This is a genomic window from Pseudomonas sp. NFPP25, assembly GCF_900116505.1.
Lineage (GTDB): Bacteria > Pseudomonadota > Gammaproteobacteria > Pseudomonadales > Pseudomonadaceae > Aquipseudomonas > Aquipseudomonas protegens.
The window spans coordinates 136,008-159,931 of record NZ_FPBG01000005.1 but is presented as its reverse complement, the minus strand read 5'-3'; the positions used below and the strand labels follow the sequence as shown (position 1 = coordinate 159,931).

20 protein-coding genes are annotated in these 23,924 nt (G+C 63.2%); 9 read left to right on the top strand and 11 right to left on the bottom strand.

Annotated elements, in window-relative coordinates; translation table 11 throughout:
* Window position 1: 1 nt before the first annotated feature.
* From BM382_RS20710 to BM382_RS20695, 4 genes are read right to left on the bottom strand one after another with little or no spacing between them, the layout of a single operon-like run.
* Window positions 2–322 carry an acyl carrier protein gene (locus BM382_RS20710; protein WP_011058644.1) on the bottom strand — a complete coding sequence of 107 codons (321 nt, stop codon included), beginning with the start codon at window positions 320–322 and terminating at the stop codon, window positions 2–4.
* Between the two features lie 52 nt (window positions 323–374).
* Window positions 375–1,331 carry an acyl-CoA desaturase gene (locus BM382_RS20705; RefSeq protein WP_015633760.1) on the bottom strand — a complete coding sequence of 319 codons (957 nt, stop codon included), beginning with the start codon at window positions 1,329–1,331 and terminating at the stop codon, window positions 375–377.
* Between the two features lie 31 nt (window positions 1,332–1,362).
* Window positions 1,363–2,271, bottom strand: a complete 909-nt coding sequence (locus BM382_RS20700) for an acyl-CoA desaturase (RefSeq protein WP_015633759.1) — start codon at window positions 2,269–2,271, stop codon at window positions 1,363–1,365.
* Window positions 2,268–4,049 carry a fatty acyl-AMP ligase gene (locus BM382_RS20695; RefSeq protein ID WP_019095745.1) on the bottom strand — a complete coding sequence of 594 codons (1,782 nt, stop codon included), beginning with the start codon at window positions 4,047–4,049 and terminating at the stop codon, window positions 2,268–2,270. The genes BM382_RS20700 and BM382_RS20695 overlap by 4 nt, the downstream gene beginning before the upstream one ends.
* 371 nt (window positions 4,050–4,420) lie before the next feature.
* Between BM382_RS20695 and BM382_RS20690 the strand changes: the two genes are divergently transcribed.
* A complete protein-coding gene (locus tag BM382_RS20690) occupies window positions 4,421–5,467 on the top strand; it encodes a GlxA family transcriptional regulator (protein WP_011058640.1) in 1,047 nt (348 codons plus the stop codon).
* A 14-nt stretch (window positions 5,468–5,481) separates the two neighbouring features.
* Here the strand turns inward: BM382_RS20690 and BM382_RS20685 are convergent, their stop codons facing one another.
* Window positions 5,482–7,077 (bottom strand): DHA2 family efflux MFS transporter permease subunit, encoded by a 1,596-nt coding sequence (locus BM382_RS20685; protein WP_011058639.1) that lies wholly within the window; start codon window positions 7,075–7,077, stop codon window positions 5,482–5,484.
* Between the two features lie 77 nt (window positions 7,078–7,154).
* Between BM382_RS20685 and BM382_RS20680 the strand changes: the two genes are divergently transcribed.
* The gene (locus BM382_RS20680) at window positions 7,155–8,342 is read left to right on the top strand and encodes an HlyD family secretion protein (RefSeq protein ID WP_011058638.1); all 1,188 of its coding nucleotides are present in this window, start codon (window positions 7,155–7,157) and stop codon (window positions 8,340–8,342) included.
* Window positions 8,343–8,437: 95 nt separating this feature from the next.
* Here the strand turns inward: BM382_RS20680 and mgrA are convergent, their stop codons facing one another.
* From mgrA to BM382_RS20665, 3 genes are all read right to left on the bottom strand, one after another.
* Complete coding sequence (gene mgrA, locus BM382_RS20675; protein WP_011058637.1) at window positions 8,438–9,475, bottom strand: L-glyceraldehyde 3-phosphate reductase; 1,038 nt, start codon at window positions 9,473–9,475, stop codon at window positions 8,438–8,440.
* Between the two features lie 149 nt (window positions 9,476–9,624).
* A complete protein-coding gene (locus tag BM382_RS20670; RefSeq protein ID WP_019094918.1) occupies window positions 9,625–10,953 on the bottom strand; it encodes an LLM class flavin-dependent oxidoreductase in 1,329 nt (442 codons plus the stop codon).
* A gap of 143 nt (window positions 10,954–11,096) precedes the next feature.
* Window positions 11,097–13,355, bottom strand: a complete 2,259-nt coding sequence (locus BM382_RS20665; RefSeq protein ID WP_011058635.1) for a TonB-dependent receptor — start codon at window positions 13,353–13,355, stop codon at window positions 11,097–11,099.
* Window positions 13,356–13,560: 205 nt separating this feature from the next.
* Here BM382_RS20665 and BM382_RS20660 point away from each other — a divergent pair, with 205 nt between their 5' ends.
* Window positions 13,561–14,607: a LacI family DNA-binding transcriptional regulator gene (locus BM382_RS20660; protein WP_011058634.1), complete on the top strand. Its 1,047-nt coding sequence runs from the start codon at window positions 13,561–13,563 to the stop codon at window positions 14,605–14,607.
* Window positions 14,608–14,745: 138 nt separating this feature from the next.
* Here the strand turns inward: BM382_RS20660 and BM382_RS20655 are convergent, their stop codons facing one another.
* The gene (locus BM382_RS20655) at window positions 14,746–15,636 is read right to left on the bottom strand and encodes a LysR family transcriptional regulator (RefSeq protein ID WP_011058633.1); all 891 of its coding nucleotides are present in this window, start codon (window positions 15,634–15,636) and stop codon (window positions 14,746–14,748) included.
* A 132-nt stretch (window positions 15,637–15,768) separates the two neighbouring features.
* On the opposite strand from BM382_RS20655, the gene BM382_RS20650 reads away from it, so the two are divergent.
* Both BM382_RS20650 and BM382_RS20645 read left to right on the top strand, forming a co-directional pair.
* A complete protein-coding gene (locus BM382_RS20650; protein WP_019094920.1) occupies window positions 15,769–16,509 on the top strand; it encodes an SDR family oxidoreductase in 741 nt (246 codons plus the stop codon).
* A gap of 52 nt (window positions 16,510–16,561) precedes the next feature.
* Window positions 16,562–16,819, top strand: a complete 258-nt coding sequence (locus BM382_RS20645; RefSeq protein ID WP_015633747.1) for a hypothetical protein — start codon at window positions 16,562–16,564, stop codon at window positions 16,817–16,819.
* A gap of 9 nt (window positions 16,820–16,828) precedes the next feature.
* On the opposite strand, the gene betT is transcribed toward BM382_RS20645, so the two are convergent.
* Together betT and epsC are read right to left on the bottom strand one after the other, a co-directional pair.
* Window positions 16,829–18,790, bottom strand: coding sequence for a choline transporter BetT (gene betT / locus BM382_RS20640; RefSeq protein ID WP_161466434.1), 1,962 nt, complete (start codon window positions 18,788–18,790; stop codon window positions 16,829–16,831).
* A gap of 386 nt (window positions 18,791–19,176) precedes the next feature.
* Window positions 19,177–20,103 carry a serine O-acetyltransferase EpsC gene (gene epsC, locus BM382_RS20635; RefSeq protein WP_011058630.1) on the bottom strand — a complete coding sequence of 309 codons (927 nt, stop codon included), beginning with the start codon at window positions 20,101–20,103 and terminating at the stop codon, window positions 19,177–19,179.
* Window positions 20,104–20,292: 189 nt separating this feature from the next.
* On the opposite strand from epsC, the gene BM382_RS20630 reads away from it, so the two are divergent.
* The 4 genes from BM382_RS20630 (at window position 20,293) to tcyN (ending at window position 23,896) form a co-directional block, all read left to right on the top strand.
* A complete protein-coding gene (locus BM382_RS20630; protein WP_072443783.1) occupies window positions 20,293–21,288 on the top strand; it encodes a D-cysteine desulfhydrase in 996 nt (331 codons plus the stop codon).
* A gap of 379 nt (window positions 21,289–21,667) precedes the next feature.
* A complete protein-coding gene (gene tcyJ / locus BM382_RS20625) occupies window positions 21,668–22,465 on the top strand; it encodes a cystine ABC transporter substrate-binding protein (RefSeq protein ID WP_011058628.1) in 798 nt (265 codons plus the stop codon).
* Window positions 22,465–23,130 carry a cystine ABC transporter permease gene (gene tcyL / locus BM382_RS20620; protein ID WP_072443782.1) on the top strand — a complete coding sequence of 222 codons (666 nt, stop codon included), beginning with the start codon at window positions 22,465–22,467 and terminating at the stop codon, window positions 23,128–23,130. Before tcyJ ends, tcyL begins: the two co-directional genes overlap by 1 nt.
* A gap of 4 nt (window positions 23,131–23,134) precedes the next feature.
* Window positions 23,135–23,896: an L-cystine ABC transporter ATP-binding protein TcyN gene (tcyN, locus tag BM382_RS20615; RefSeq protein WP_011058626.1), complete on the top strand. Its 762-nt coding sequence runs from the start codon at window positions 23,135–23,137 to the stop codon at window positions 23,894–23,896.
* The last annotated feature ends 28 nt before the right edge of the window (window positions 23,897–23,924 follow it).

Sequence of the window (23,924 nt, the reverse complement as noted above, 5' to 3'; positions counted from 1 at the left end):
GTCAAACTTCGGATGTGGTCAGTTCATTGGCCAGGTATTTGGACAGGTCATCGATGCTGGAGTATTCGAACAGCAGGGCCGGCGACAGGCGCTGCTCCATGAACTTCTCCAGGTCACCCGCCACCTTCACCGCTACCAGCGAATCGAGGCCGTAGGACTCGAAGCTGCGGGCGGTATCGACCTGGGAAGGATCGATCTTCAAGAGCGCGCCCATCTTCTGCACCAGCCAATGCTTGATGCTGTCCTCGTTGAGTTCGACCGCCGCCTGTTTTTTCTCTGAGAAGCTCAGAGTGCTCAGCAAATTGGAGATGAAATTGGACATAGGATCTTCCTTGATGAGTGAGGTGGTTAATACGATCAGCCGATTGGGCGTTTCAGGACGAGGCCTGGCGCTTGCGGACTTTGTCGATCATTGCCTGGGACGGGGAACGCAGGTCTGAGACCAGTCTCAGCTTGCCCATTAACGCCAGTGTCCAGCCCGACAGGTCGGGCTCCCACCAGTGCACGCCATGCCGGTACCAGGCAGGGAATGCGTGGTGATTGTTTTGCAGCCCCTCGCCAAAGGTGAGGAAGGCCACGATCCAGTTGTTGGTGCTCTGGTCGTGGGTCACGAACGGGCGAGCGCCGTAGCGGTGGCAGATGGAGCCCACACACCAGGCCGCCTGGTTGGCGACGAAGATCCGCGCCAGGCCGCCGAAGATCAGGCCGCTCCAGGCACCGGACCAGCTCTGGCTGACCAGCCCGCCGATCACCCCTGGCAGGATTACCCCCAGGGCCACCCAGAACAGGTAGGTCTGGTTGTAGAAGAACAGCCGGCGGTCGCGCAGGATGTCCGGGGCGAAGAAGTTCCAGCTCGACATGTCCGGGGCCAGCATCCACGGCATGTGCGCATGCCACAGCCCCTTGGCCCGTTGCCAGCGGCTCTGGCCCATGAGGTTGGGGGAATGCGGGTCACCGTGCTGGTCGCTGTAGGTGTGGTGCCGGCGATGGGTGGTGACCCAGAACAGGATCGGTCCCTGGGCCGCCATGCAACCGGCGATCAGCATCAGGCTGCTCATCAGCCGCGAGGTCTTGAACGCACGATGGGCCAGGTAACGGTGGTAGCCCATGGAAACCCCGAACATCTGCACCGCGTAGAACACCGCGAAGAGGATGAAATCCAGGGCATGGACCTGGCCGGTGAACCATAGCCGGATTGCCTCGAAGGTCCCGAACAGGGGCACCAGCATGACTGCCAGCGCGATCCGCGCCTTGGTCCTGGCCGCACTCGGGCTCAGCTGGGCAACCCCGCCGACCTCTGGTGTCGCTGTGTTGGTGAGTATCTCGTCCATGAATTGCTTCCTGTGAGGTAGGGACCGGCAATCAGCTTTCTGAAGGTTCTGCAGCCACGGTCGGGCCGGGCCGTTTGACATCCCAGGCCAGGCCGCAGAGGGCGAGCAGCTCGATGAACAGGCCGCCAATATCCAACTGCCAGGGTTTCAGGCCGGCATGGGCCAGCGCCGGGAAGGCATGGTGGTTGTTGTGCCAACCGCCCCCTACCGTCGGAATCGCCAGCCAGAACACGTTGCGGCTGGTATCCCGGGTCTTGTGGTCGCGGCCGCCAACCCGGTGGGCAAAGGAGTTGATGCACCAGGTGGCGTGGTCCACCAGGAAGATCCGCACGAAGCCGCCCCACAGCAGGCCGCTGAGCGCGCCCTCCCAGCTGCGGGTTATCAGCCCGCATGCCAGGCTGGGCAGCAGCAGGCCGAGGATGATCCACAGGTAGTAGCGCTGGTTGATCTGCATGATCAGTCGATCGCGCAGCAGGTCCGGCACGAACTGGCTCCAGTTCTGCTTGCGCAGGCTGAACAGCCAGCCCAGGTGAGCGTGCCACCAGCCCTGGATATTGCCGATAAAACCCGCCTTGAGCGGGCGCGGCGAATGCGGGTCGCCTTCCTTGTCGGTGAAGGCGTGGTGCTGGCGATGGGTCGCCGCCCAGAACAGGATCGGGCCCTGCGCCGCCATCGAACCGGCGATGCCGAAGAATGCGGTGATCACCGGGCCGGCCTTGAACGCATGGTGGGAAAAGAACCGGTGCATGCCCACTTCCACTCCCAGGGCGGTCAGCAGGTACATGCTGGCCAGCGCGCCGATTTCCAGCCAGCCGATGCCCTGATGCCAGGCCAGCACCAGGGCCACCACGGTGCCCACTGCCGGAGTTGCGACCGTCAGCCAGGCCAATTGCCGCTCGCGCTGGCCGGTGCGGTCGATATGAGGATTCATGGCCGTCATGACAGGGCATCCGTAGCAGTTTTAAGGGTAGGTGCCGCAGCCGCGCGACTGGCGCCATAGCGCGCCAGCGTGTCGTTGAGCAGGGCCTTGCGGGTGGCCTGGCGCTGGACCTTGCCACTGGTGGTCAGTGGAATGCCGCCCATGGGCGCCAGGTGGATGCGCGCCGGGGCCACGCCGAACTGGCTGACCAGCGCACTGGTGATCACCTGGCGCAGCTGTTCCTGCTGGGCTTCATCGAGTTTCTCGCTGCGCTTGACCTCGGCCACGATCGCCAGTTGTTCCTGCTGGCCGTTATCGATGCCCACCGCCACGCAGCCGTTGCTGCGGATGCGCGGGTCGGCGCTTTCCACCGCCAGCTCCAGGTCCTGGGGATACAGGTTGCGCCCGGCAATGATGATCAGGTCCTTGAGGCGCCCGGTGACGAACAGCTCATCGCGGTGCAGCGCGCCAAGATCGCCGGTGCGCATGAAACGCCCATGGATGCCCGGCAGGCTGGCGCGAAACACCTGCTGGCTCAGCGCTTCCTTGCCCCAGTAGCCGGCGCCCACGTTGTCGCCCTGGACCCAGATCTCGCCGATCTGGCCGTCCGCCACCGGCTGCAGGCTGACAGGGTCGACAATCGCCACGCGCAGGCCCGGGGCGACCCTGCCGCTACTGACCAGCGGCAGGGCCCGGGCATCCTCGGCATCGACGATGGCCAGGGTGCCACTGGCGAGTTGGTCCCGATCCACCTGGGTATTGAACGCCGGCTCATCGTGGCGCTTGCCCGAGACCAGTACGGTGGCCTCGGCCAACCCGTAGCAGGGGCCCAGGGCCGCCGGGTTGAAGCCGGCGGCGGCAAAACGTTCGGAGAAGCGCGCCAGGGTGCTCTGGCGCACCGGCTCGGCCCCGCAATAGATAGCCTTGAGCTTGCTCAGGTCGAGCTCTGCCAGTTCCTCGTCGGTGATGTTTTCGACACACAGGTCGAAGGCGAAGTTGGGCGCGATGGTGACGTCGGCGCCGTACCTGGACACCGCATCCAGCCAGCGCAGCGGTCGCTGGACAAAGTGCCCGGGGCTGATGAGCACGGTAGGGAAGGCATCGAAGATCGGCTGCAGGATTCCGCCCATCAGGCCCATGTCGTGATAGGGCGGCAGCCAGCTGCAACCCACGCGATTCCTGGCCGGGCCCATCCACTGGCTGGCACTGCGGCAATTACTGTAGAGGTTGTCGTGGGTCAGCATCACGCCCTTGGGCGCCGAGGTGGAGCCCGAGGTGTATTGCAGCAGGGCCAGTTGGCCGTGGGCGAGCGCCTGCCCGCGCCAGGATGAATCCGCCTCGGCCAACTGCTCCGGGTCAACCCACTGGGGCACGGGCAAATCACCCTGGAGCAGAGCGTTGACCCGCTCCTGGGACCGCATGAAGCGCGAGCTGGTGAGCACCAGTTGCGGATGGGCATCAGCGCAGATCAGTGCCAGCCGCTCCAGCCCCCGGGTCCCCACTGGGGGAAAGGCCGGGATCGCCACGGCACCGGCCAGCAGCAGGCCGAACAGTGAAACGATGTAGTCGATACCGGTCTCGAACAGCATCAGCACCCGTTTTTCACGGGGCTCGAAGATCTGCAGCGCGGCGGCCAATCGTTGACTACGCTTCCACAGTTCGGCGTAGCTGATCGACGCCTCCTCCCGCTCGCCATCGAGCAGATGGATGAAGGCAATGGCATCGGGTTGCCGCCATGCGCGATAGGCCAGTACTTCGGTAACCGAACTTAAACATTCGATGCCCGGGACTTCAGCCAACGGCAGATCATCAACTGCTACATGCGCTGAGATGGCTGGATTGACATCATTAAGATAATCACGAGGCACGGCGTAGTTCATTCAAAATCCTTTTTAAATGGAGAGCCATATATTGACCTGAAGGTCGTTTATTATTTTCAGCACTAAGGAACCGAACAAACGCCCCTAAGAAGGGGAGCTCTTACTAGGCAGTAGACAAAGATGTCATTTTATTGACAGAGCAACGCATTCACTTGATGAATGCATATTTTTTTATGTCCCACAGGGAATAGCGTGGGCAGGAAAGTGAAATCTGGATGCGTTGAGAAGTCTGCCACCAGCTTGTATATTTTGCTAATGCACAAATGGACACTTACAGGGAGAAAATGGACATGGATGTGCTCACGCTTATTGCGCTGGAAGGTGCCATGGGATCGAGTGTCGCGATCACCCTGGATGTGCTGCGAACAGCTAACCAGGTCGCCGAAGTCATGGGCCGGCCAACCATCACCTGGAAGATTATCGGCAGCAGCGAATCGGTTCGCATGCGCAACGGCATGCGCCTGGATGCCCAGCCACTGGACAAGGTCCAGGCCATCGAAGGCAGCATGCTGGTGATCCCGGGACTGGGGCTGGAGAACACCCAGGAGCTGGATTTCTTTGGCTGTCGCCGGGAAAAAAGGCTGCCTGGGCTCAGCCTGTCCAGCGAACTGATCACCCGGCTCGGGCACGCCGATATCCGCAAGCTCAGCCAGTTGGTGCATGACCATCACCGCCGCGGGCAGCAGACGGCGGCGTCCTGTTCAGCAGTTTTCGTCCTGGGTGAGGCGGGGGTTCTGGAGGGGCATACGGTCACCACTCATTGGCAACTGTATGAAACTTTCAAAGAGCGTTATCCCGAAGCGATACTCGACACAAAACGCATGCTTATTCATGACGGAAATATGATTACAGCAGGCGCAGGCATGTCGCAAATGGATCTAATGCTCTACATATTGCGTAATAAGATGGGCAATCAGATTGCTGAATTGACCATGCGTTATCTGTTGATAGATGGTCGACCGGCGCAATATCACTACATGGCCCTGTCCAACTTGCAAACGGAAAACCGTGAAGTTTTGTTAATGGAGAAGTTCATCGAGGATTGCCTGCCCAACGTTCCGCCACTGAGCACCATTGCCGAACATTTGCGTATAACCGAGAAGACCTTATCCCGCAGAATTCGTAGCGCCACGGGAAAACCGCCCATGGCCTTCATTCAGAAAGTTCGCCTGCAACATGTTCAAAGCTTATTGGAAACCACCAATATGAGCATTGAAGAAGTTGCTTTCAAAGTGGGCTATGCCGATTCCACCGCTCTACGCCGCCTGATGTGGAAAAACATGGGCTGCACCCCCAGCCAGTTGCGCAAGACACGCTCCGGGCCGCCGATCATCTAGGCCCCAGCTGCTTATCACTTCTCCTCCTCGGCTGCGCCTGGCGCGGCCGGGGGCACCTTGCACAACGGCACCAGCAACAACGCCACCACGAACATCATCGCCATCAGGCGGAACACATCGCCAAAGGCCAGGGTCAGCGCTTCACGCCCCACCAGGCGGCCGAGAATGCCCTGAGCCATCAGGAAAGCGTGGCTGGCATCCGGTGTATCGGCGGCAATCTTCAGCGCCAGTTGGCCCATGAGTTCCTGGGCAGCGACAGCCTTGCTCCCCAGCGACTCGGACAGGCGCAGGACCTGAGTCCGGGCATCGTCCTGCAGCCAGGTGTTGACCGTAGCAATACCAATGGCGCCGCCCAGGTTGCGCATCAGGTTGAACAGCCCGGAGGCCTGGCGCAGTTCAACCCCCTGGAACGAACTCAAGGCCATGTTCACGCTCGGCACGATGCACAGCATCAGGAACAGCCCACGCGCCACCTGCGGCACCAGCAACTCATCGAATCCCCAGTTGGAGGTGACCCGGGAAGTCAGCCACAGGCTCAGCGCCAGGCCGAGGAAACCCACCGAGATGATCAGGCGCCGATCAACTTTTTCCGAGGCTCGGGCTGCAATAATCGTACTGACCAACTGCCCGATGCCCACGACAAAAACCGTGGTGCCGATTTCCAGGCTATCGAAGCCACGCACCCGGCCAAGAAACACCGGCACCAGGTAGGTCGACGAATAAAGGCCAAAACCGATCACCAGGTTCAACAGGCAGGCAATGGAAAAGGTGCGGTCGCGAAACGGCACCAGGGACACGATCGGGTTGTTCGAATACAACGAGCGCTCGATGAACAAACCAAAGGACACAAGGGACACCCAGGCCGCGATGACGATCCCGGTATCGCTGAACCAGTCCTTGCGCGGCCCCTCCTCCAGCACGTATTCAAAACACCCCAGGGCCAGCGCCATGGCGACGAAATGCAGCCAGTCGATACGCCGCAGCATGGACAGGTCCGGGCGATCCACATCGATCAGCAACGCCGCGCCGATGCAGATCACCAGCCCCGGCAGCACGTTGATGAAGAAGATCCAGCGCCAGTCCAGGTAGAAGGTCACCAGGCCGCCCACCGTGGGGCCCAGGGTCGGTGCCAGCACCGCGGTCATGCCAAGGATTGCCGGGACCATCGCCCGCTGCTTGCCTTCGAACAACACGAACCCCACGGCGAATACCGTGGGCACCATCGCCCCGCCGGCAAAGCCTTGCAGGGCCCGCAGCACGATCATCGACTCGATGTTCCAGGCCATCCCGCAACCCACGCTGAACAGGGTAAAGAACGCCGCGCTGGCAGCGAACAGCCAGCGGGTGGAAATCGCCTGGGCGAGAAACGCCGAGAAGGGAATCATGATCAGTTCGGCAATCAGATAGGCGGTCTGCACCCAGCTCACTTCATCAGGGCCGGCACTGAGCCCGGCCTGCACGTCGTTGAGCGAGGCCGCCACGATCTGGATGTCGATCAGCGCCATGAACATGCCGAAAGCCATGATCGTGAAGACCAGAAACTTGCGCTTAGTGGACTGTTGGCCGGGCTGGGCACCCGCTTCGGAGAGGTCAGTTGCGCTTGTCGTCACGGTAGGTACTTCCCTGTAGTATTGCGACCGACATGTGAATATTATGATCGTAATTCAAAACAGCATGGAGCTTCAACATGGAGCAGAGCACCCAGACTCAGAACGCCATCCTGCAAGCCGCCCAAGAGTCCGAGAAGCCGCGCAAGCGTTCCAAGCGCCCGCTGATCGCCGGCGCTATCGCCCTGACATTGGTAGCAGTCGGTGTTGGCTGGGTGCTGATGGCGCCGTCGACACAGGCCACGGACGATGCCTACATCGCCGCCGATGCGACCTCCGTCGCGCCGCGGGTCCATGGCCTGGTGACAGAGGTGCTGGTCAAGGATCACCAGAACGTCACCGCCGGGCAGCCCCTGGTACGCATCAACAGCGAAGAGTTCGACAGCCGGGTATCCCTGGCCGAAGGCGATCTGGCGGACAACCAGGCACAGGTCGCCCTGGCCGAGGCCGCGCTGACCATCCAGGACGCCGAGCAGCGCCTGGCCAGTGCCCGCGTGCAGGCGGCGCGCACCTCGATCCGCACCAACCAGGCCGAATCCAAGCGTGCCGGTGCGGAGCGCAATCGCTTCGATACCCTGGTCACCACCGGCGCCGTGGCGCGCAACGAGGTGGAGAAATACAGCACCCAGGCCATCTCCGCCGAACAAGGCCTGGCCTACGCCCAGGCCATGTTGCAAGTGGCGGAGAACGACCTTGCGGTCACCACCGCGCAACGGCAACGCCTGCAAGCGCAATTGCAGATGGCCAAGGCCAAGGTGGTAACCGCAAAGGCGCGGCTGGAACTGGCCCAGCAGGACCTGCGCCACACCACCATCTATGCACCGATGGACGGCACCGTCGGCAATCGGCAGATCCAGGTCGGCGATTACGTGCAACCGGGTTCGCGCCTGCTGACCCTGGTGCCGCTGCATGACCTCTATGTACTGGCCAACTTCAAGGAGACCCAGACCCAGCACATGTACCCGGGGCAATCGACGCAGATCAAGATCGATGCCCTGCCAGGCGTCAGCATCACCGGCACCGTGGAAAGCCTGGCTCCGGGTTCAGGCTCGACCTTTGCCCTGCTGCCCTTCGAACCGGGCACCGGCAACTTCACCAAGATCGTCCAGCGGGTGCCGGTGCGCATTCGCTTCGACGCCAACCAGTCCGGCCTCGAACGCCTGCGGCCGGGCCTGTCGGTGACCGCCAAGGTCGACCTCGATGATCCCCAGGACCGCACCGTGGCCGGCAATCCGTCTTCCTTGAAAGTCAGCAGCACGACCAGGTAACGACGCCTGCCGCCCCGCTCCAGGCGGCAAAGCCAACAGCCCCCGGCAGATCGCTCTGCCGGGGGCTGTTTTATCGGTGCAGGGGCAGATTTACCTCACTCTGCCGTCGAAGGTTTTTCCCACAGGTTGATGCGCCCTTCTTTGGCGAAATGATCGATTTCCGCCAGTTCCTCGACACTGAAGCTCAAGTTCTGCAACGCCCCGACGTTCTCGACGATCTGCTCCGGCCGGCTGGCACCGATCAGCGCCGAGGTCACCCGCGGGTCGCGCAGGGTCCAGGCCAGGGCCAGTTGCGCCAGGCTCTGGCCGCGGTTCTTGGCGATCTCGTTGAGCGCGCGGACATGGGCGATATTGGCCTCCGACAAGTGCGAAGCCTGCAACGAGCCGCCCCCCGGACGATTGACCCGCGCATCCTCGGGAATGCCATTGAGGTACTTGTCGGTAAGCAGGCCCTGGGCCAGCGGCGTAAAGGCGATGACCCCGGCGCCGAGTTCCTCGGTGGTATCCAGCAGGTCCTTCTCGACCCAGCGGTTGAGCATGTTGTAGGCCGGTTGATGGATCAGCAGCGGCACCTTCCACTCCTTGAGCAACGCGGCGATTTCCCGGGTCTTGGCCCCCGAATAGGAAGAAATACCGATATACAGCGCCTTGCCCTGCTGCACGGCGGTGGCCAGGGCGCTGGCGGTTTCCTCCAGCGGCGTATCCGGGTCGAAGCGGTGGGAATAGAAGATATCCACATAGTCCAGGCCCAGGCGCTGCAGGCTCTGGTCGAGGCTGGCCAGCACGTACTTGCGCGAACCGCCGCCCTGGCCGTAAGGCCCGGGCCACATGTCCCAACCGGCCTTGCTGGAGATGATCAATTCATCGCGATAGGCCTTGAAGTCTTCACGCAGCAGGCGGCCGAAGTTGATTTCGGCGCTGCCGTAGGGCGGGCCGTAGTTGTTGGCCAGGTCGAAGTGGTTGATCCCCAGGTCGAAGGCGGTGCGCAGCAAGGCACGCTGGGTGTCGATCGGCGTGCTGTCGCCAAAGTTGTGCCACAGCCCCAGGGACAGCGCCGGCAGTACCAGGCCACTGCGGCCGACACGGCGATAGGGGATGGAGTCGTAGCGGTTTTCAGCAGCTATGTAAGTCATCGAATCCTCTCTGAGTCAGGTCTTTCCAAAACGACTAACGTCGATCAAAGCGCCCCAGGGTAGGAGCCGGCTTGCCGGCCAAAGGCCCGCAAGCCTTGGCCACCACGAGCGCCTTCGCTGGCAAGCCGGCCCCTGCGCCAGCCGCGTTGTCACACAAACTGATTTTTCGGTCGCGCCAACCCCAGGTTTTCCCGCAGGGTTCGGCCCTCGTATTCAGTTCTGAACAGCCCGCGCCGCTGCAGTTCCGGAATCACCCCGCCGGCAAAGTCCCGTAGCCCACCAGGGAGATGCGGCACCAGCACATTGAAACCATCGGCCGCGCCCTCCTCGAACCAGGCTTGCAGTTCGTCGGCTATCTGCCCGGGCGTACCGATCAGGCTGTAGTGCCCACGGCCACCGGCAATCCTGCGCCCCAGCTGGGCCAGGGTCAGGTTGTCCTTGCCGGCCAGCTCGGTGAGCAATTGCTGGCGGCTCTGCTGGCCGCTCTCGGTCAGTGGCAGCGCCGGCAACGGTGCATCCAGCGGGTAGCCGGACAAGTCGAAGTTGCCCAGCATCCTCCCCAACAGGGCCACGCCCACTTCGGGCTCCACCAGGTCCTGGAAGGCTTCGAACTTTTCCCGGGCCTGACTTTCGCTGTCCCCCACCACCACGAATACCCCAGGCATGATTTTCAGGGATTGCGTACTACGATCGTACTGCTTCAGGCGTCCTTTCAGGTCGGCATAGAAGGCCTGCGCGGCGGCCATGGAAGGCTGGGCGGTGAATACCACTTCGGCGGTCTGGGCCGCCAGCTCACGACCGCTCTCGGAAGAACCGGCCTGGACGATCACCGGGTATCCCTGGGGTGGGCGCGCCACATTCAATGGCCCTTTGACCTGGAAGAATTCACCGCGATGGTCCAGTAAATGCTGCTTGTCTGGGTCGAAATACTTGCCACTGGCCTTGTCGCGGACAAAGGCGTCGTCCTCCCAGCTGTCCCAGAGCCCGGTGACCACCCGATGGAACTCCCGGGCCCTGCGATAACGTTCCGCGTGCCCAAAATGTTCCTCCCGACCGAAATTCCGCGCTTCGGCGGCATTGTCGGAAGTCACCAGGTTCCACCCCGCCCGACCACCTGAAAGATGGTCAAGCGACGCGAATTTACGTGCTACGTGGTACGGTACGTTATAGCTCGTAGTGCTAGTGGCAATTAGCCCTATCCGCTCGGTCACGGCCGCCAGGGCCGCCAGTAACGTCAAGGGTTCGAAGTAATCGGAGCGGGCCATGCGGCTGGCGATGGGGCCGGTAGGGGCTGCCAGGCTGTCGGCGACGAACAGTGCATCGAAGCGCGCGGCTTCGGCGATCTGCGCCAGTTCTTTATAGACGGCAAAATCCAGCCCTGCCTGGGCCGGAACATCCGGATGACGCCAGGCGGCAACGTGGTGACCGGTGGCCATGAGAAAGGCGCCGAGCTTGAGCTGGCGAGTGGAACGGGACATGGATCACTCCTTGTTTCATGCTGCAAAAAGGGCACCGCCAAAGCCCGCTGTAGGAGCTGGCTTGCCAGCGAAAGCGCCCTCGGGACATGCTCCCAGCTCGCCGACCCATTCGCCGGCAAGCCGGCTCCTACAACGGCAGGGCATCAGAAATCCTTGCGCAACTGCACGCCGAAATAACGTTCGTCATCCCGGGGCACGGCGCGGTAGATGTAGTTGCCGCCACTGGCCAGCAGGGGCGAATAGGACTTGTCGGCAAGGTTCTTGCCCAGCAATGCCACGCGCCAGCCATCGTTGTAGTCGGCCAGGGCAATGCTGGCGTTCCAGATGCCGTAGGCGCCCTGCCGGGTGTCGAGGTTCTGGCTGATGTCGTACTGCACTTCGCTTTGCCAGCTGTAGTCAGTGCCCAACTCGATATCCAGGCCGTTATCCAGGGGAATGCTGTAGTCGGCGCGCACGTAGCTTTTCCAGTCCGGGCTGAAGGGCAACGGCTTGCCGTTGACATTGCACGAAGCCGCCGCGCCCGCCGGGCAGGCGAATTCGTCGATGCGCGCCCGGGTGTAGGCCAGGGCCCCGGAGAACTTCAGTTGCTGGGTGGCCTGCAGGGCGTAATCCAGTTCCACGCCCTCGCTGCTGACGCTCCCGGCATTGATCAGGCGGGTCACTACCTGCCCGGCCACGGTGTCGAAGAAGTTGGCCTGGTAGTTGTCGTATTCGCTGTGGAACACCGCGAGGTTGGTGGTCAGCCGGTTGTTCCAGCTGCTGGCCTTGATCCCCACCTCCCAGGTGTTGGAGGTTTCGGGTTTCAGTGCTTGGGTGTCCCGCGGCTGCATGTTGAAGAACACGTTGTAGGCCGGGCCCTTGTAGCCCCGGGAATAGGTCAGGTAGCTGGTGACCGTGGCGCTGAGGTCATATTGCAGGCCCAGGCGCCCGGACCAGCCATCCTCGTCCACCGAGCCGGAACTCTGGGTGCCCGGCTGGATACCGCTGACCGTGGTCGCCGAAGTCGAGACCCGGCGGTGATCGTACTTCAGGTCATCGTGGGTCCAGCGCAGGCCGGCGATGCCACGAAAGTCCTCGGTGAAATTCAGGGTGCTCTCGCCAAATACCGCGTAGCTGTCGTTGGTGGTGCTGTAGTCGGCAATGCCCCGGTTGGCGCCGGTGGTCGTGGTCAGGGTGCGCTGGTAGGTTTCTTCATCCTTGCCGTGCATGTAGAACAGGCCGCCGACGTACTCCAGGAACTGCCCCTTGGGCGATGCCAGGCGCAGCTCCTGCGAGTACTGGTTGTAGTCCAGGTCACCCTTGTCGGCGGTCCCGGGGAAAGCCGCAGTGACCGTGCCAAGACGGTCGCCGTCCTGGTACTGGGTATTGTTCCAGCCGCGCCAGGCGGTGATCGAGGTCAGGGTGTAGTCGCCCAGGCTCCAGTCCAGCTGGCCGGAAAGGCCCTTGTTGATATCGTCCACATGGGTACGGGTGTCGGTGTTGATGTCCCGGTTGTCGCTGCTGGCGCGCACGGGGTTCAGGGCATTGGCGAAGGCGGGTGTCAGGGCCTTGCTCACCACCCCGTTGGGGGCGTCATCATGGGATTGCATGTAGTCCGCCGCGAAGGTGAACTTGAGGTCCTCGCTGGGGGTGAACTCCAGCTTGCCGCGCACGCCCTTGCGGTTGTAGCCGTTGACCTCCTGGCCGTTGTGGCGGTTATCCACATTGCCGTCGTAACTGCCGAACAAGGTGGTGAGCGAGCCCTTGAGGGTGTCGGGAATCAGGCTGCCGCCAATGCCGAAACGGGTGCGGCTTTCATTGCCGCTGTAGTAGGCCTGGTCGATGTAGCCATGAGTCTCGGCCGTAGGCGCCTTGGTGATGACATTCAGCACCCCGGCCGAGGCGTTCTTGCCGAACAGGGTGCCCTGGGGCCCGCGCAGGACTTCGATCCGTTCCAGATCCAGCAGGTCCAGGGTGGCCTGGCCGGGGCGGCCGTAGACCACGCCGTCGATCACCGTCGCCACCGTCGGCTCCACCCCCGGTGAGGTGGAAATGGTGCCCACGCCACGGATGAACAGCGAGGTGTCCTTGTTCGAGGCACCCGTGCGGAAGTTCAGCGATGGCACCTGCTGCACGATGCTTGCAACGCCGTTGCGGTTATCCCGCTCCAGTTGCTCGCCCTCCACTACCGAGACCGCCACCGGGACTTTCTGCAGCGATTCCTCGCGGCGGGTGGCGGTGACGGTCACCGACTTCAGGGTCGGTTCCTGATCCTGTGCGCTGGCGCCGCTGCCAGCGGCATAAGCCGCCGGCAGCGGCAAGGCGGCCAGCCCCGCCAGCAACCAGCCCAGATGGGGTCGCAATGGCGTGGCACCACGGATCGACTGCGTGAGACTGTGCTGTTCCCCAAGAAAGTTCTGCATGCTGCACCTGCTGAAAAATGCCCCGAACCGCTGCCGATCTGTGCCGGCAGCGCCTGAAAACTGTCTTGGGCATTCGCTCGAGCGAGTAGCAGACATGGCGCTTTGTTAGCGCTAACATCGCCAGTATCGACAGGCTCCTGATAGAGCGTCCAATACTGAAAAATTACTTTTATATGCCTTTTTGTTCAGCCAAAGGAATGCGCTCATGAGCTCTGACCAAGCGCCTGGCCGCAAGCGCCGCGGCGCCGGCCGCGTAACCCTGAACACCGTGGCGCGCCAGGCCGGGGTGTCGGCGATCACCGTTTCGCGCTATTTCAACCAGCCCGACAGTGTTTCCCCCGAGCGCCGTGAACGCATCGCCGCGGTGGTCGCCGAACTCGGCTATGTACCGAACCTGGTGGCCGGCGGGCTGGCCTCGGCCCGCGGGCGGATTGTCGCCATGGTCATCCCGAACATTTCCGGGCCGATTTTCGCCCAGACCATCCAGGGCTTCAGCGACACCCTCAGCCGCCATGGCTACCAACTGCTGCTGGCTTCCAGCTACTTCGACGCAAGGCAGGAGGAGAGCGCGGTAAGGGCCTTTCTCGGCTGGTCGCCGGCAGCCCTGGTACTGACCAGCCACTTCCATAGCCCGGGCACGGAAAAGATGCTCGCCGACACCGAGATCCCGGTGATCGAAACCTGGGACTACCAGCCCCAGCGCCAACCGCTGCAGATCGGCTTTTCGCACTTTCAGGTAGGGGTCACGGCCGCTCGCCACCTGCACGCCAAAGGCTACCGGCGCATCGCCTTCGTGCAGAACAGCGCCCCCGGAGACTTCAGTGCCCTGGAGCGGCGCGACGGCTATCTGGCAACGCTGGCCGAGTTGGGGCTGGCGCCCCGGGTGTTTGCCCCGGATGCCGACCGCGCGCCCTTCGAGGCCGGCAAACAGGCCATGGAAGCGCTGATGGGCAGCCCGGAACGCCCCGACGCGATCATCTTCGCCAACGACAACCTGGCGGCCGGCGGCCTGCTGGCGGGGCAACGAGCCGGGCTGAAGATCCCCGAGGAATGTGCGGTGCTGGGCTTTGGCGACTATCCCTTTGCGCAGATGCTGCTGCCCAGCCTGAGCACCATCCAGCCACCGGCGCTTCAGATCGGCGTACTGGCCGCGACCCGGGTGCTGGAGAGCCTGGGAGTGCTGCCAGTGGCAGGCACGGTGCAACGCCTGAACCTGCTGCAATGCCGGCTGATCGAGCGCGAAAGCAGTTGAGCCCATTGCCCCTCAGGCAGAGAGCTCGCGCAGCGCCCCATACGCCACCGGCGTAGTCGGGGTTGTCCAGGTGATCCACTGGGTTGATCAATACGCTGGCGGCCCATAGCTCCTGCGCATGGCGTGCCAGCGGGGGCGTCAATGCGCCTCGGTAAACACCTGCGCCAGCCAGTCGACAAATACCCGCACCCGCGGCGACATGTGCCGACTGTGGGGGTAGACCACCGACACCGGCATTGCCGGGGGCGGCGTGTGACAGAGAATCTCGCGCATCGACCCCTGCTCGATCTGCCGCGCCACGTGATAACGCGGACACTGGATGATCCCCAGCCCCGCCAGGGCCGAGGCGCCGTAGATCTGCGCACCGAACACCGACAAGGCGCCATCGATGGCCACTTCGCGCACCTGCCCCTCGACCAGGAACTCGAAGGGGAACGAGCGGGTGGCGGTACGCGAAACGTAGTTCACCGCCCGATGCGCGCCGAGTTCGTCCAGGCTCTGCGGTTCGCCGTATCGCGCCAGGTAGGCGGGGCTGGCGCAGGTCACCTGCTGCAGGTTCGCCACCCGCCGGGCAATCAGCGAGGAGCCTTCCAGGTTGCCGGCACGCAGCACGCAGTCCACGCCCTCGGCGACCAGGTCGACAAAGTGGTCGGCCTCGCTGATGGCCAGTTCGATCTGTGGATAACGTTGCATGAACTCCCCCAGCCGCGGGATCACGAAGTGCTTGGCCAGGGTGCCGTGCATGTCCACCCGCAAGCGCCCATGGGGCTCCACAGTACGAAACGCCAGTTCAGCCTCTTCCAGCTCCGCCAGCAGTTGCACGCAACGGGGGTAATAGGCCTGGCCATCCAGAGTCGGGCGTACCCGGCGGGTGCTGCGCTCCAGCAGCCGGGTGCCGAGCCAGGCCTCGAACTGGTTGAGGGTGTGGGTCAGGGTCGCCCGGGGCAGGTTCAGGTCATCGGCGGCTAGAGTGAAGCTGCTGCGCTCGTAGATCCTTACGAACACTTTCATCCCTTTGACTTGGTCCACAGGAGGCTCCAGAAGCTCGATTGTTGGCGAATATTGAACAGTCAAGGCAACTCTGGCGTATTTATCCAGCACGGTAAATCCGTGAACCTGTTGCCCAGACAAGCCGTTCAACCTCCATGAAGGACTGACCCCATGACCGCTCAAGCCGCAAAAGTCGCCATTGTCACCGGAGCCTCCCGAGGCATAGGCGCAGTGATCGCCCGCCAGTTGGCCAAGGAGGGTTACGCCGTGGCGATCAACTACGCCAGCAGCAGCGAGGAAGCTTCCCGGCTGGTGGTGGAACTGCGCCAGGCCGGGCACCGGGCCATAGCGGTCAAGGCCGACGTGGCCAGCGCCAGCGATGTGCGCCGGCTGTTCGAAGAGACCGAGACCCAACTGGGCAAGGTCGATGTGCTGATCAACAACGCCGGCATCCTCAAGGTGCTGCCCCTGGCCGAGCACAGCGACGAGCTCTACGAGCAGACCTTCGCCATCAACACTCGCGGTACCTTCAACACCCTGCGCGAAGCCGCCGGGCGCCTGAATGACGGCGGCCGTATCGTCAATTTCTCCAGCAGCACCGTCGGCCTCAACCTGCCGGGCTACGCGGTGTACATCGCCAGCAAGGCGGCGGTGGAATCCCTGACCCAGGTGTTTGCCAAGGAGCTGCGCGGGCGCCAGATCACGGTCAATGCCGTGGCGCCGGGGCCGGTGGCCACCGAACTGTTCCTCAAGGACAAGACTGCCGAGCAGGTGGCCAGCTTCGCCAGGATGCCGCCCCTGGAACGCCTGGGGCAGCCGGAGGATATCGCCAGCATCATCAGCTTCCTGGCGAGCCCGGCGGCGGCCTGGGTCAACGGGCAGATCCTGCGGGCCAATGGCGGGCTGGTTTGACGCCTATGCTCGATATATGCGCCGGCACACCGGCTCCCGGGGAGTACCCATCATGCACACCACCATCATCATCACCTTTGGCCTGATCCTGCTGGCACTGGTGCTGTTTATCGGCGAGCGACTGGGTTTCAGCCGCCAGACCCTGGGCTATGGCTTCTCGGGGCTGTGGCTGGCGTTGACGGTCATCAACGGTGCGGTGGGCATGGTCACCGCCCACCAGCCCCTGCGTTCGGAGCTGGCGGTCGGCAGCCTGGTGTTTGCCGTGCCGGTGCTGGCCCTGGTGTTCTACCTGTTGCTCACCAAGGCCTGAGCGAACGGCTCAGCGCACCAGATGCAGGAACTGCATATGGCGTTCGTACTGGTCGAGGATGTCGTTGATGATCTGCTCCTTGGTGTAGCCCATCAGGTCGTAATCCTGACTGCCCTCGGCCAGATGCACCTCGGCCCGGTAGTAACGGCGGTTGCGCAGCTCCTTGGGCCCCATGCCGCCACGGGCGAAGGACGGGGTGAAGTAACCGCGCATCTGCACCTGGTAGATGAACGGGTGCTGGTCGCCATGGCCGATTTCCAGGCTCACGCTGTCGTTGGCCGGGTCGGGCTGGGTCACCACGTTCAAGCCCTTCTCGACGAACACCGCGGTCACCTCTTCGATGGCCGGGCGCACTGTCTGGTCGAGGAAGCGATACACCTCATCCCGTGACGGGAAATGCACCGCCTGGCTCAGGCGCTGGCGCCAGCCGCCCTTGCCCCGCCGCGAAGGTGCAACCGGCGCCAGGGAATGCAACTGGGCGATGCGCCGCTGGGATTCCAGGTAGAACGCCTTGTGCAGCCCCCACATCATCAACAGCAGGATCAGCGAGAACGGCAGCGAGGTCAGCACCACCGCCGACTTCAGCGAGTCGATGCTGCCGGCGAACAACAGCGCACTGGTGACCAGGGCGGTCATCGCGCCCCAGAACACCCGCAGCCATTTCGGCCCGTCTTCATCGGCGTTGCCGCCCTTGGCCGACAGGGTCGAGAGCACCACGGTGCCGGAATCCGCCGAGGTGACGAAGAACACGAAGCTGATGAACACCGTGACCGCAATCACGGTCTTGCTCCAGGGGTAGGTTTCCAGCAGCAGGTAGAGGGTCATCGACGGGTTGTCGATAGCCGACATGCCCAGGGCGCTCATACCGTGGTTGAGCACCTGGTCGATGGCGCTGTTACCGAAGATCGACATCCACGCCAGGGTGAAGCCCAGGGGAATCAACAGCACGCCGAAGACGAACTCACGAATGGTCCGGCCACGGGAAATCCGCGCGATGAACAGGCCCACGAACGGCGACCATGCAATCCACCAGGCCCAGTAGAACACCGTCCAGCCGCCCAGCCAGTCGCTGGGCTTGTTGTAGGCGTAGACGTCGAAGCTCTTGGTGGGCAAGGCGCCCAGGTAGTCGCCCAGGTTCTGGATCAGGGTGTTGAGCAGGTGCTGGGTGGGCCCGGCGAACAGCACGAACAGCAGCAGCGCCACCGCCAGCAGCATGTTGATGTCGGACATCACCCGCACGCCCTTGTCGACCCCGGACACCGCGACAATGATCGCCGCGCCCATCATCAGGGTGATCAGGCCAACCTGGATCCACTGGGTGTGGGCGATGCCGAACAGGTAGTCGAGGCCGGAGTTCAGGTGCAGTACGCCAAAGCCCATGTCGGCGCCCAGGCCGAACACCGTGGCGATGATGCCGAAGCCATCCACCGCGTAGCCGATAGGGCCGTTGATGCGCTTGCCGATCAGCGGGTACAGCGCCGAACGCAGGGCCAGCGGCAGGTTGTGCCGATAGGCGAAGTACGCCAGGGCCATGCCGACGAAGGCGAACACGCCCCAGCCGTGCAGGCCCCAGTGCAGGAACAGCAGCTGCATGCCCTGGCGCGCCGCCTCGGCGGTGCCGGCCTCGCCCTGGGGCGGTTGCAGCATGTGGGTCAGGGGCTCGGAAACGCAGAAGAAGAACAGCGTGATGCTGATCCCGGCGGCGAACAGCATGCCGGCCCAGGACAGGTAACTGAACTCGGGTTCGTCGTGGTCGGCACCGAGCTTGATCTTGCCGTAGCCGGACAAGGCGGTGACCACCACGAAGACCAGGTACAGGGTCATCGCCAGCATGTAGTACCAGCCGACCGTATTGGCCGCCCAGTTTTGCGCCGCCAGCAGCCAGGCGCCGGCCTGTTCCGGCATGGAAATGACCACCACGCCGAAGATCAGGATAAAGCTCGCGGCGAAGTAGAACACCGGAGGGTTCATGCGAATCAAAGCATTCGCGGAGGTGGATGGTGCACTCATGAACGGTGCACCTCGAAGGGATGAAACATGGCTGAAATAGACGGACTCAGCAAAGGCAAGCCTCCTGTTGTGAGCGGGCAGCGAACCACCGGTTTAACTTGAACAAGCGTTCAAGTTAAACATGGATAGGGGGCTCAGGACTAATCGCAGGGCTCAGCGGTACCTTTTGTACGCTAGCTCAGGGAAGGGTATGACGTGTGTCGAACGCAATCGTTCAGCAGAAAAAGCCCCTTGCCGGGCCGGCCTCTCTCCCGTAGGAGCCGGCTTGCCGGCGAATAGGCCGGCAAGCCCTGCATCGCCCTCAGGGACGCCTTCGCTGGCAAGCCAGCGCCTACACAAGCCAGCGCCTACTTCTGCGAGCCGTCGTCGTGCTGCAGGTTGGCCTGGGTCAGGTTGCAGCCGGCCGGCACGCTGCGGGTCAGCCAGACGTTGCCGCCAATGGTCGAGCCCTTGCCGATGGTGATGCGCCCCAGGATGGTCGCGCCGGCGTAGATCACCACGTCGTCCTCGACGATCGGGTGGCGCGGGTGGCCCTTCTGCAACTGGCCGTCCTCGTCCGCCGGGAAGCGCTTGGCGCCCAGGGTCACCGCCTGATAGATGCGCACCCGCTCGCCGATGATCGCGGTCTCGCCGATCACCACGCCGGTACCGTGGTCGATGAAGAAGCTGCGGCCGATCTGCGCACCCGGGTGGATGTCGATGCCGGTGGCCGAGTGGGCGATTTCCGAGCTGATCCGCGCCAGCAGCGGCAGGCCGGCGCGATACAGATGGTGCGCCAGGCGGTGGTGAATCACCGCCAGGATGCCGGGGTAGCACAGCAGCACCTCATCCACGCTGCGGGCCGCAGGGTCGCCGTGATAGGCCGCCAGCACATCGGTGTCCAGCAGCACCCGCAGGCCGGGCAGGGCCAGGGCGAAATCCTGGATCAGGCGGATCGCCCGGGCGTTGACTTCAGCATCGGCCTCGCCGCTCTGCCGGGCCACATAGCGCAGCTCCAGGCGCGCCTGGGCCAGCAAGGCGTTGAGCGCCGCGTCCAGGGTGTGGCCCACGTAGAAATCCTCGCTCTCTTCGCGCAGGTCCACCGGCCCCAGGCGCATGGGAAACAGGGCACCGCACAGGGCCTCGAGGATTTCCGCCATGGCCGCCCGCGACGGCAGCTCACGCCCGCCCTGCTCGCCGCTGACCCGACCGTTGCGGGTACGCCACTGGTCACGGGCATCACGCAGTTGGCCAACGATGGTCTGCAATTGCCAATGGCTGGAACGCTCGCTCACGATAAGACTCCTTACTCGGGCGGCCGGACAATCGGGCCGCGCAAACGGCGATCACTTTACGCCCGGCGACGGCGGCGCTTAAGAACTAATTGTCTGGCTTCAAGCACTTTTTCGCATAAGCGATTGGCGGTTGCCCGGGCAAAAAGGGCTGCCTATAGTCCTTGCACCTTCCCTGTTCCGTGCGGCCCCATGATCAAACAACAGCTCGCCCGCTTTAACCGTCTCGACCTGCTCAGGTCTACCACCGCCCTGGAAAAACTCGAACGCCTGTCGGCCTGGATCGGTCGCGATGTCTACGTCAAGCGTGACGACAGCACACCCCTGGCCATGGGCGGCAACAAGCTGCGCAAGCTCGAATACCTGGCCGCCGATGCCCTGGCCCAGGGCGCCGACACCCTGATCACCGCCGGTGCCATCCAGTCCAACCATGTGCGCCAGACCGCAGCCCTGGCTGCCAAGTTGGGGCTGGGCTGCGTGGCCCTGCTGGAAAACCCCACCGGCACCCAAGACCCCAACTACCTGGGCAATGGCAACCGCCTGCTGCTGGACCTGTTCGACGCCAAGGTGGAGCTGGTGGAAAACCTCGACCAGGCCGACGAGCAACTGCACGCCCTGGCCGCGCGCCTGCGCAGCAACGGCAAGAAACCCTACCTGGTGCCCATCGGCGGCTCCAACGCCCTGGGGGCCCTGGGCTACGTGCGCGCCGGCCTGGAGCTGGCGCAGCAGATCGAAGACAGCGGCCTGGAATTTGCCGCCGTGGTCCTGGCCTCCGGCAGCGCCGGCACCCACAGCGGCCTGGCCCTGGCCTTGAGCGAAGTACTGCCGCAACTGCCGGTGATCGGCGTTACCGTATCCCGCAGCGACGAGGACCAGCGGCCCAAGGTCCAGGGCCTGGCCGAACGCACCGCCGAACTGCTGGGAGTGAAGCTGCCCGACGCTTTCAACGTGCAGTTGTGGGACGAGTACTTCGCCCCCCGTTACGGCGAACCCAATGCCGGCACCCTGGCGGCGGTCAAGCTGCTGGCCAGCCAGGAAGGCCTGTTGCTGGACCCGGTGTACACCGGCAAGGCCATGGCCGGCCTGCTGGACGGGGTCGGTCGCCAGCGCTTCGACGATGGCCCGCTGATTTTCCTGCACACCGGCGGCGCCCCGGCCCTGTTCGCCTACGCCGGCGCCTTCTCGTAGCAGCGCAAGCCTTGCATCGCCCTCGATGCCGCCTTCTCTGGCAAGCCAGCTCCTGCGGGGTCAGGGCAATGGAGTTCTTTGTAGGAGCCGGCTTGCCGGCAAAGAGGCCCACGAGCCTTGCATCGCCCTCGATGCCGCCTTTTCTGGCAAGCCAGCTCCTACGGAAGGATGGTGCGAGGAGAACCAAACAAAAATGAATAACAAAGTAAATTTATATTATTTTTAAACCTATAAATGCCGTCTTATAGTCGCGCCGCAGGCCCAATTGCCACGAGACGCGCCACGCGCATTTAAGGCAGGATAAAGCACAGTTCGCGCCTCACCGATTGACCTGCAACTCCACCCGCATCGTGCATAAGAAAACACACAGGGGCTTGTCATGAATTTTTCCGTACTGCGTCGCAATCTGCTGATTGGCACACTGGGCCTGGCCTTGGGTGCCGGACTGATGGGGCAAGCGGTTGCCGGCGAGCAACTGCAGAAAATCAAGGATGCCGGAGTCATCAACGTCGGCCTGGAAGGCACCTACCCACCGTTCAGCTATGTGGACGAAAACGGCAAGCTGACCGGCTTCGAGGTGGAATTCTCCGAAGCCCTGGCGAACAAGCTCGGGGTCAAGGTCAAGCTGCAGCCGACCAAGTGGGACGGCATTCTCGCCGCCCTGGAGTCCAAGCGCCTGGACGCCGTGGTGAACCAGGTGACCATCTCTGAAGAGCGCAAGAAAAAGTACGATTTCTCCATCCCCTATACCGTCTCCGGCATCCAGGCCCTGACCCAGAAGAAGGACGAAGGCAAGTTCAAGACCGCCGCCGACCTGGGTGGGCACAAGGTCGGCGTGGGCCTGGGCACCAACTACGAGCAGTGGCTCAAGGACAACGTGCCCACCGCCATCATCAAGACCTACGACGACGATCCGACCAAGTACCAGGACCTGCGCGTAGGCCGTATCGAAGCCATCCTGGTGGACCGCCTGGCGGCCTTCGAGCTGATCAAGAAAACCAAGGACACCCTGGTGGTATCCGGCGAACCCTTCTCCCGCCAGGAAGCCGGCGTGGCCCTGCGCAAGGGCGAACCTGAGCTGCTGGCGGCGGTGAACAAGGCCATCGAGGAACTGCGGGCGGACGGCACGTTGAAAAAACTCTCGGAAAAATACTTCAACGCTGACGTCACCCAATAATGGAAGCAGGCCTGCAACTGGCGCTGGAATCAGCGCCATTTCTTCTCAAAGGCTCGTACTACACGGTCATCCTCAGCCTCGGCGGCATGTTCTTCGGGCTGCTGCTGGGCTTTGGCCTGGCCTTGATGCGCCTGTCACACCTGGCCCTGGTGAGCTGGATCGCCCGCATCTACGTGTCGTTCTTTCGCGGCACGCCGCTCTTGGTGCAGCTCTTCGTGATCTATTACGGCCTGCCGCAACTGGGGCTGGAACTGGACCCGCTGCCCGCGGCACTGATCGGTTTCTCCCTGAACATGGCGGCCTATGCCTGTGAAATCCTCAGGGCTGCCATCGGCTCCATCGAACGTGGCCAATGGGAAGCCGCCGCCAGCATCGGCATGACCCGCGCGCAGACCCTGCGCCGGGCGATCCTGCCCCAAGCCATGCGCACGGCCCTGCCGCCGCTGGGCAACAGCTTCATTTCCCTGGTCAAGGACACGGCCCTGGCCGCCACCATCCAGGTGCCTGAACTGTTCCGCCAGGCGCAGCTGATCACCGCCCGCACCTTCGAAATCTTCACCATGTATCTTGCCGCCGCCCTGATCTACTGGATTCTCGCCAGCGTGCTCGCGCACCTGCAGAACCGGCTTGAAGAGCGGGTCAATCGGCACGACCAGGAGTCCTGAAGCCATGATCGTGGTGGAAAAACTGACCAAGCAGTTCAAGGGCCAGACGGTGCTCAATGGCATCGACCTGGAGGTCAAGGAAGGCGAAGTGGTCGCCATCATCGGCCCCAGCGGCTCGGGCAAGACCACCTTCCTGCGCTGCCTGAATTTTCTCGAAGAACCCACCAGCGGCCGCATCCGCATCGGTGACATCAGCATCGACAGCAGCATCCCCCTGAGCCATCAGCAGGGCCGGATCCGCCAGTTGCGCCAGCAAGTGGGCTTCGTATTCCAGAACTTCAACCTGTTCCCCCACCGCACCGCCCTGGAGAACGTCATCGAAGGCCCGCTGGTGGTGAAGAAAACCCCGCGGGAGCAAGCCGTCGCCCTGGGCCGCGCGCTGCTGGCCAAGGTCGGGCTTGCAGGTAAGGAAGATGCCTACCCCAGGCGCCTGTCCGGCGGCCAGCAACAGCGGGTAGCGATCGCCCGGGCGCTGGCCATGGAACCGCGGGTGATCCTGTTCGACGAACCCACCTCGGCCCTGGACCCGGAGCTGGTGGGCGAAGTACTGGCCACCATCCGCAGCCTGGCCGAAGAGAAACGCACCATGGTCATCGTCACCCACGAGATGGGCTTTGCCCGGGACGTGGCCAACCGGGTGATCTTCTTCGACAAGGGGGTGATCGTCGAACAGGGCGAAGCCAAGGCGCTGTTCGCCAACCCCCAGCACGAACGCACCCGACAGTTTCTCAGCAAGTTCCTCGGCGCAAGCCACGCCCCCTTGTAGGAGCCGGCTTGCCGGCGAAAAGGCCCTC

Bases quoted from the DNA above. Each gene is read 5' to 3' on its own strand.
- BM382_RS20680 (WP_011058638.1), top strand. From the start codon at position 7,155: ATGGAGCAGAGCACCCAGACTCAGAACGCCATCCTGCAAGCCGCCCAA.
- mgrA (WP_011058637.1), bottom strand. From the start codon at position 9,475: ATGACTTACATAGCTGCTGAAAACCGCTACGACTCCATCCCCTATCGC.
- tcyJ (WP_011058628.1), top strand. From the start codon at position 21,668: ATGAATTTTTCCGTACTGCGTCGCAATCTGCTGATTGGCACACTGGGC.
- tcyL (WP_072443782.1), top strand. From the start codon at position 22,465: ATGGAAGCAGGCCTGCAACTGGCGCTGGAATCAGCGCCATTTCTTCTC.
- betT (WP_161466434.1), bottom strand. From the start codon at position 18,790: ATGAACCCTCCGGTGTTCTACTTCGCCGCGAGCTTTATCCTGATCTTC.
- BM382_RS20665 (WP_011058635.1), bottom strand. From the start codon at position 13,355: ATGCAGAACTTTCTTGGGGAACAGCACAGTCTCACGCAGTCGATCCGT.
- BM382_RS20710 (WP_011058644.1), bottom strand. From the start codon at position 322: ATGTCCAATTTCATCTCCAATTTGCTGAGCACTCTGAGCTTCTCAGAG.
- BM382_RS20645 (WP_015633747.1), top strand. From the start codon at position 16,562: ATGCACACCACCATCATCATCACCTTTGGCCTGATCCTGCTGGCACTG.
- BM382_RS20705 (WP_015633760.1), bottom strand. From the start codon at position 1,331: ATGGACGAGATACTCACCAACACAGCGACACCAGAGGTCGGCGGGGTT.
- BM382_RS20630 (WP_072443783.1), top strand. From the start codon at position 20,293: ATGATCAAACAACAGCTCGCCCGCTTTAACCGTCTCGACCTGCTCAGG.
- BM382_RS20650 (WP_019094920.1), top strand. From the start codon at position 15,769: ATGACCGCTCAAGCCGCAAAAGTCGCCATTGTCACCGGAGCCTCCCGA.
- BM382_RS20670 (WP_019094918.1), bottom strand. From the start codon at position 10,953: ATGTCCCGTTCCACTCGCCAGCTCAAGCTCGGCGCCTTTCTCATGGCC.
- BM382_RS20690 (WP_011058640.1), top strand. From the start codon at position 4,421: ATGGATGTGCTCACGCTTATTGCGCTGGAAGGTGCCATGGGATCGAGT.
- BM382_RS20660 (WP_011058634.1), top strand. From the start codon at position 13,561: ATGAGCTCTGACCAAGCGCCTGGCCGCAAGCGCCGCGGCGCCGGCCGC.
- BM382_RS20700 (WP_015633759.1), bottom strand. From the start codon at position 2,271: ATGACGGCCATGAATCCTCATATCGACCGCACCGGCCAGCGCGAGCGG.
- tcyN (WP_011058626.1), top strand. From the start codon at position 23,135: ATGATCGTGGTGGAAAAACTGACCAAGCAGTTCAAGGGCCAGACGGTG.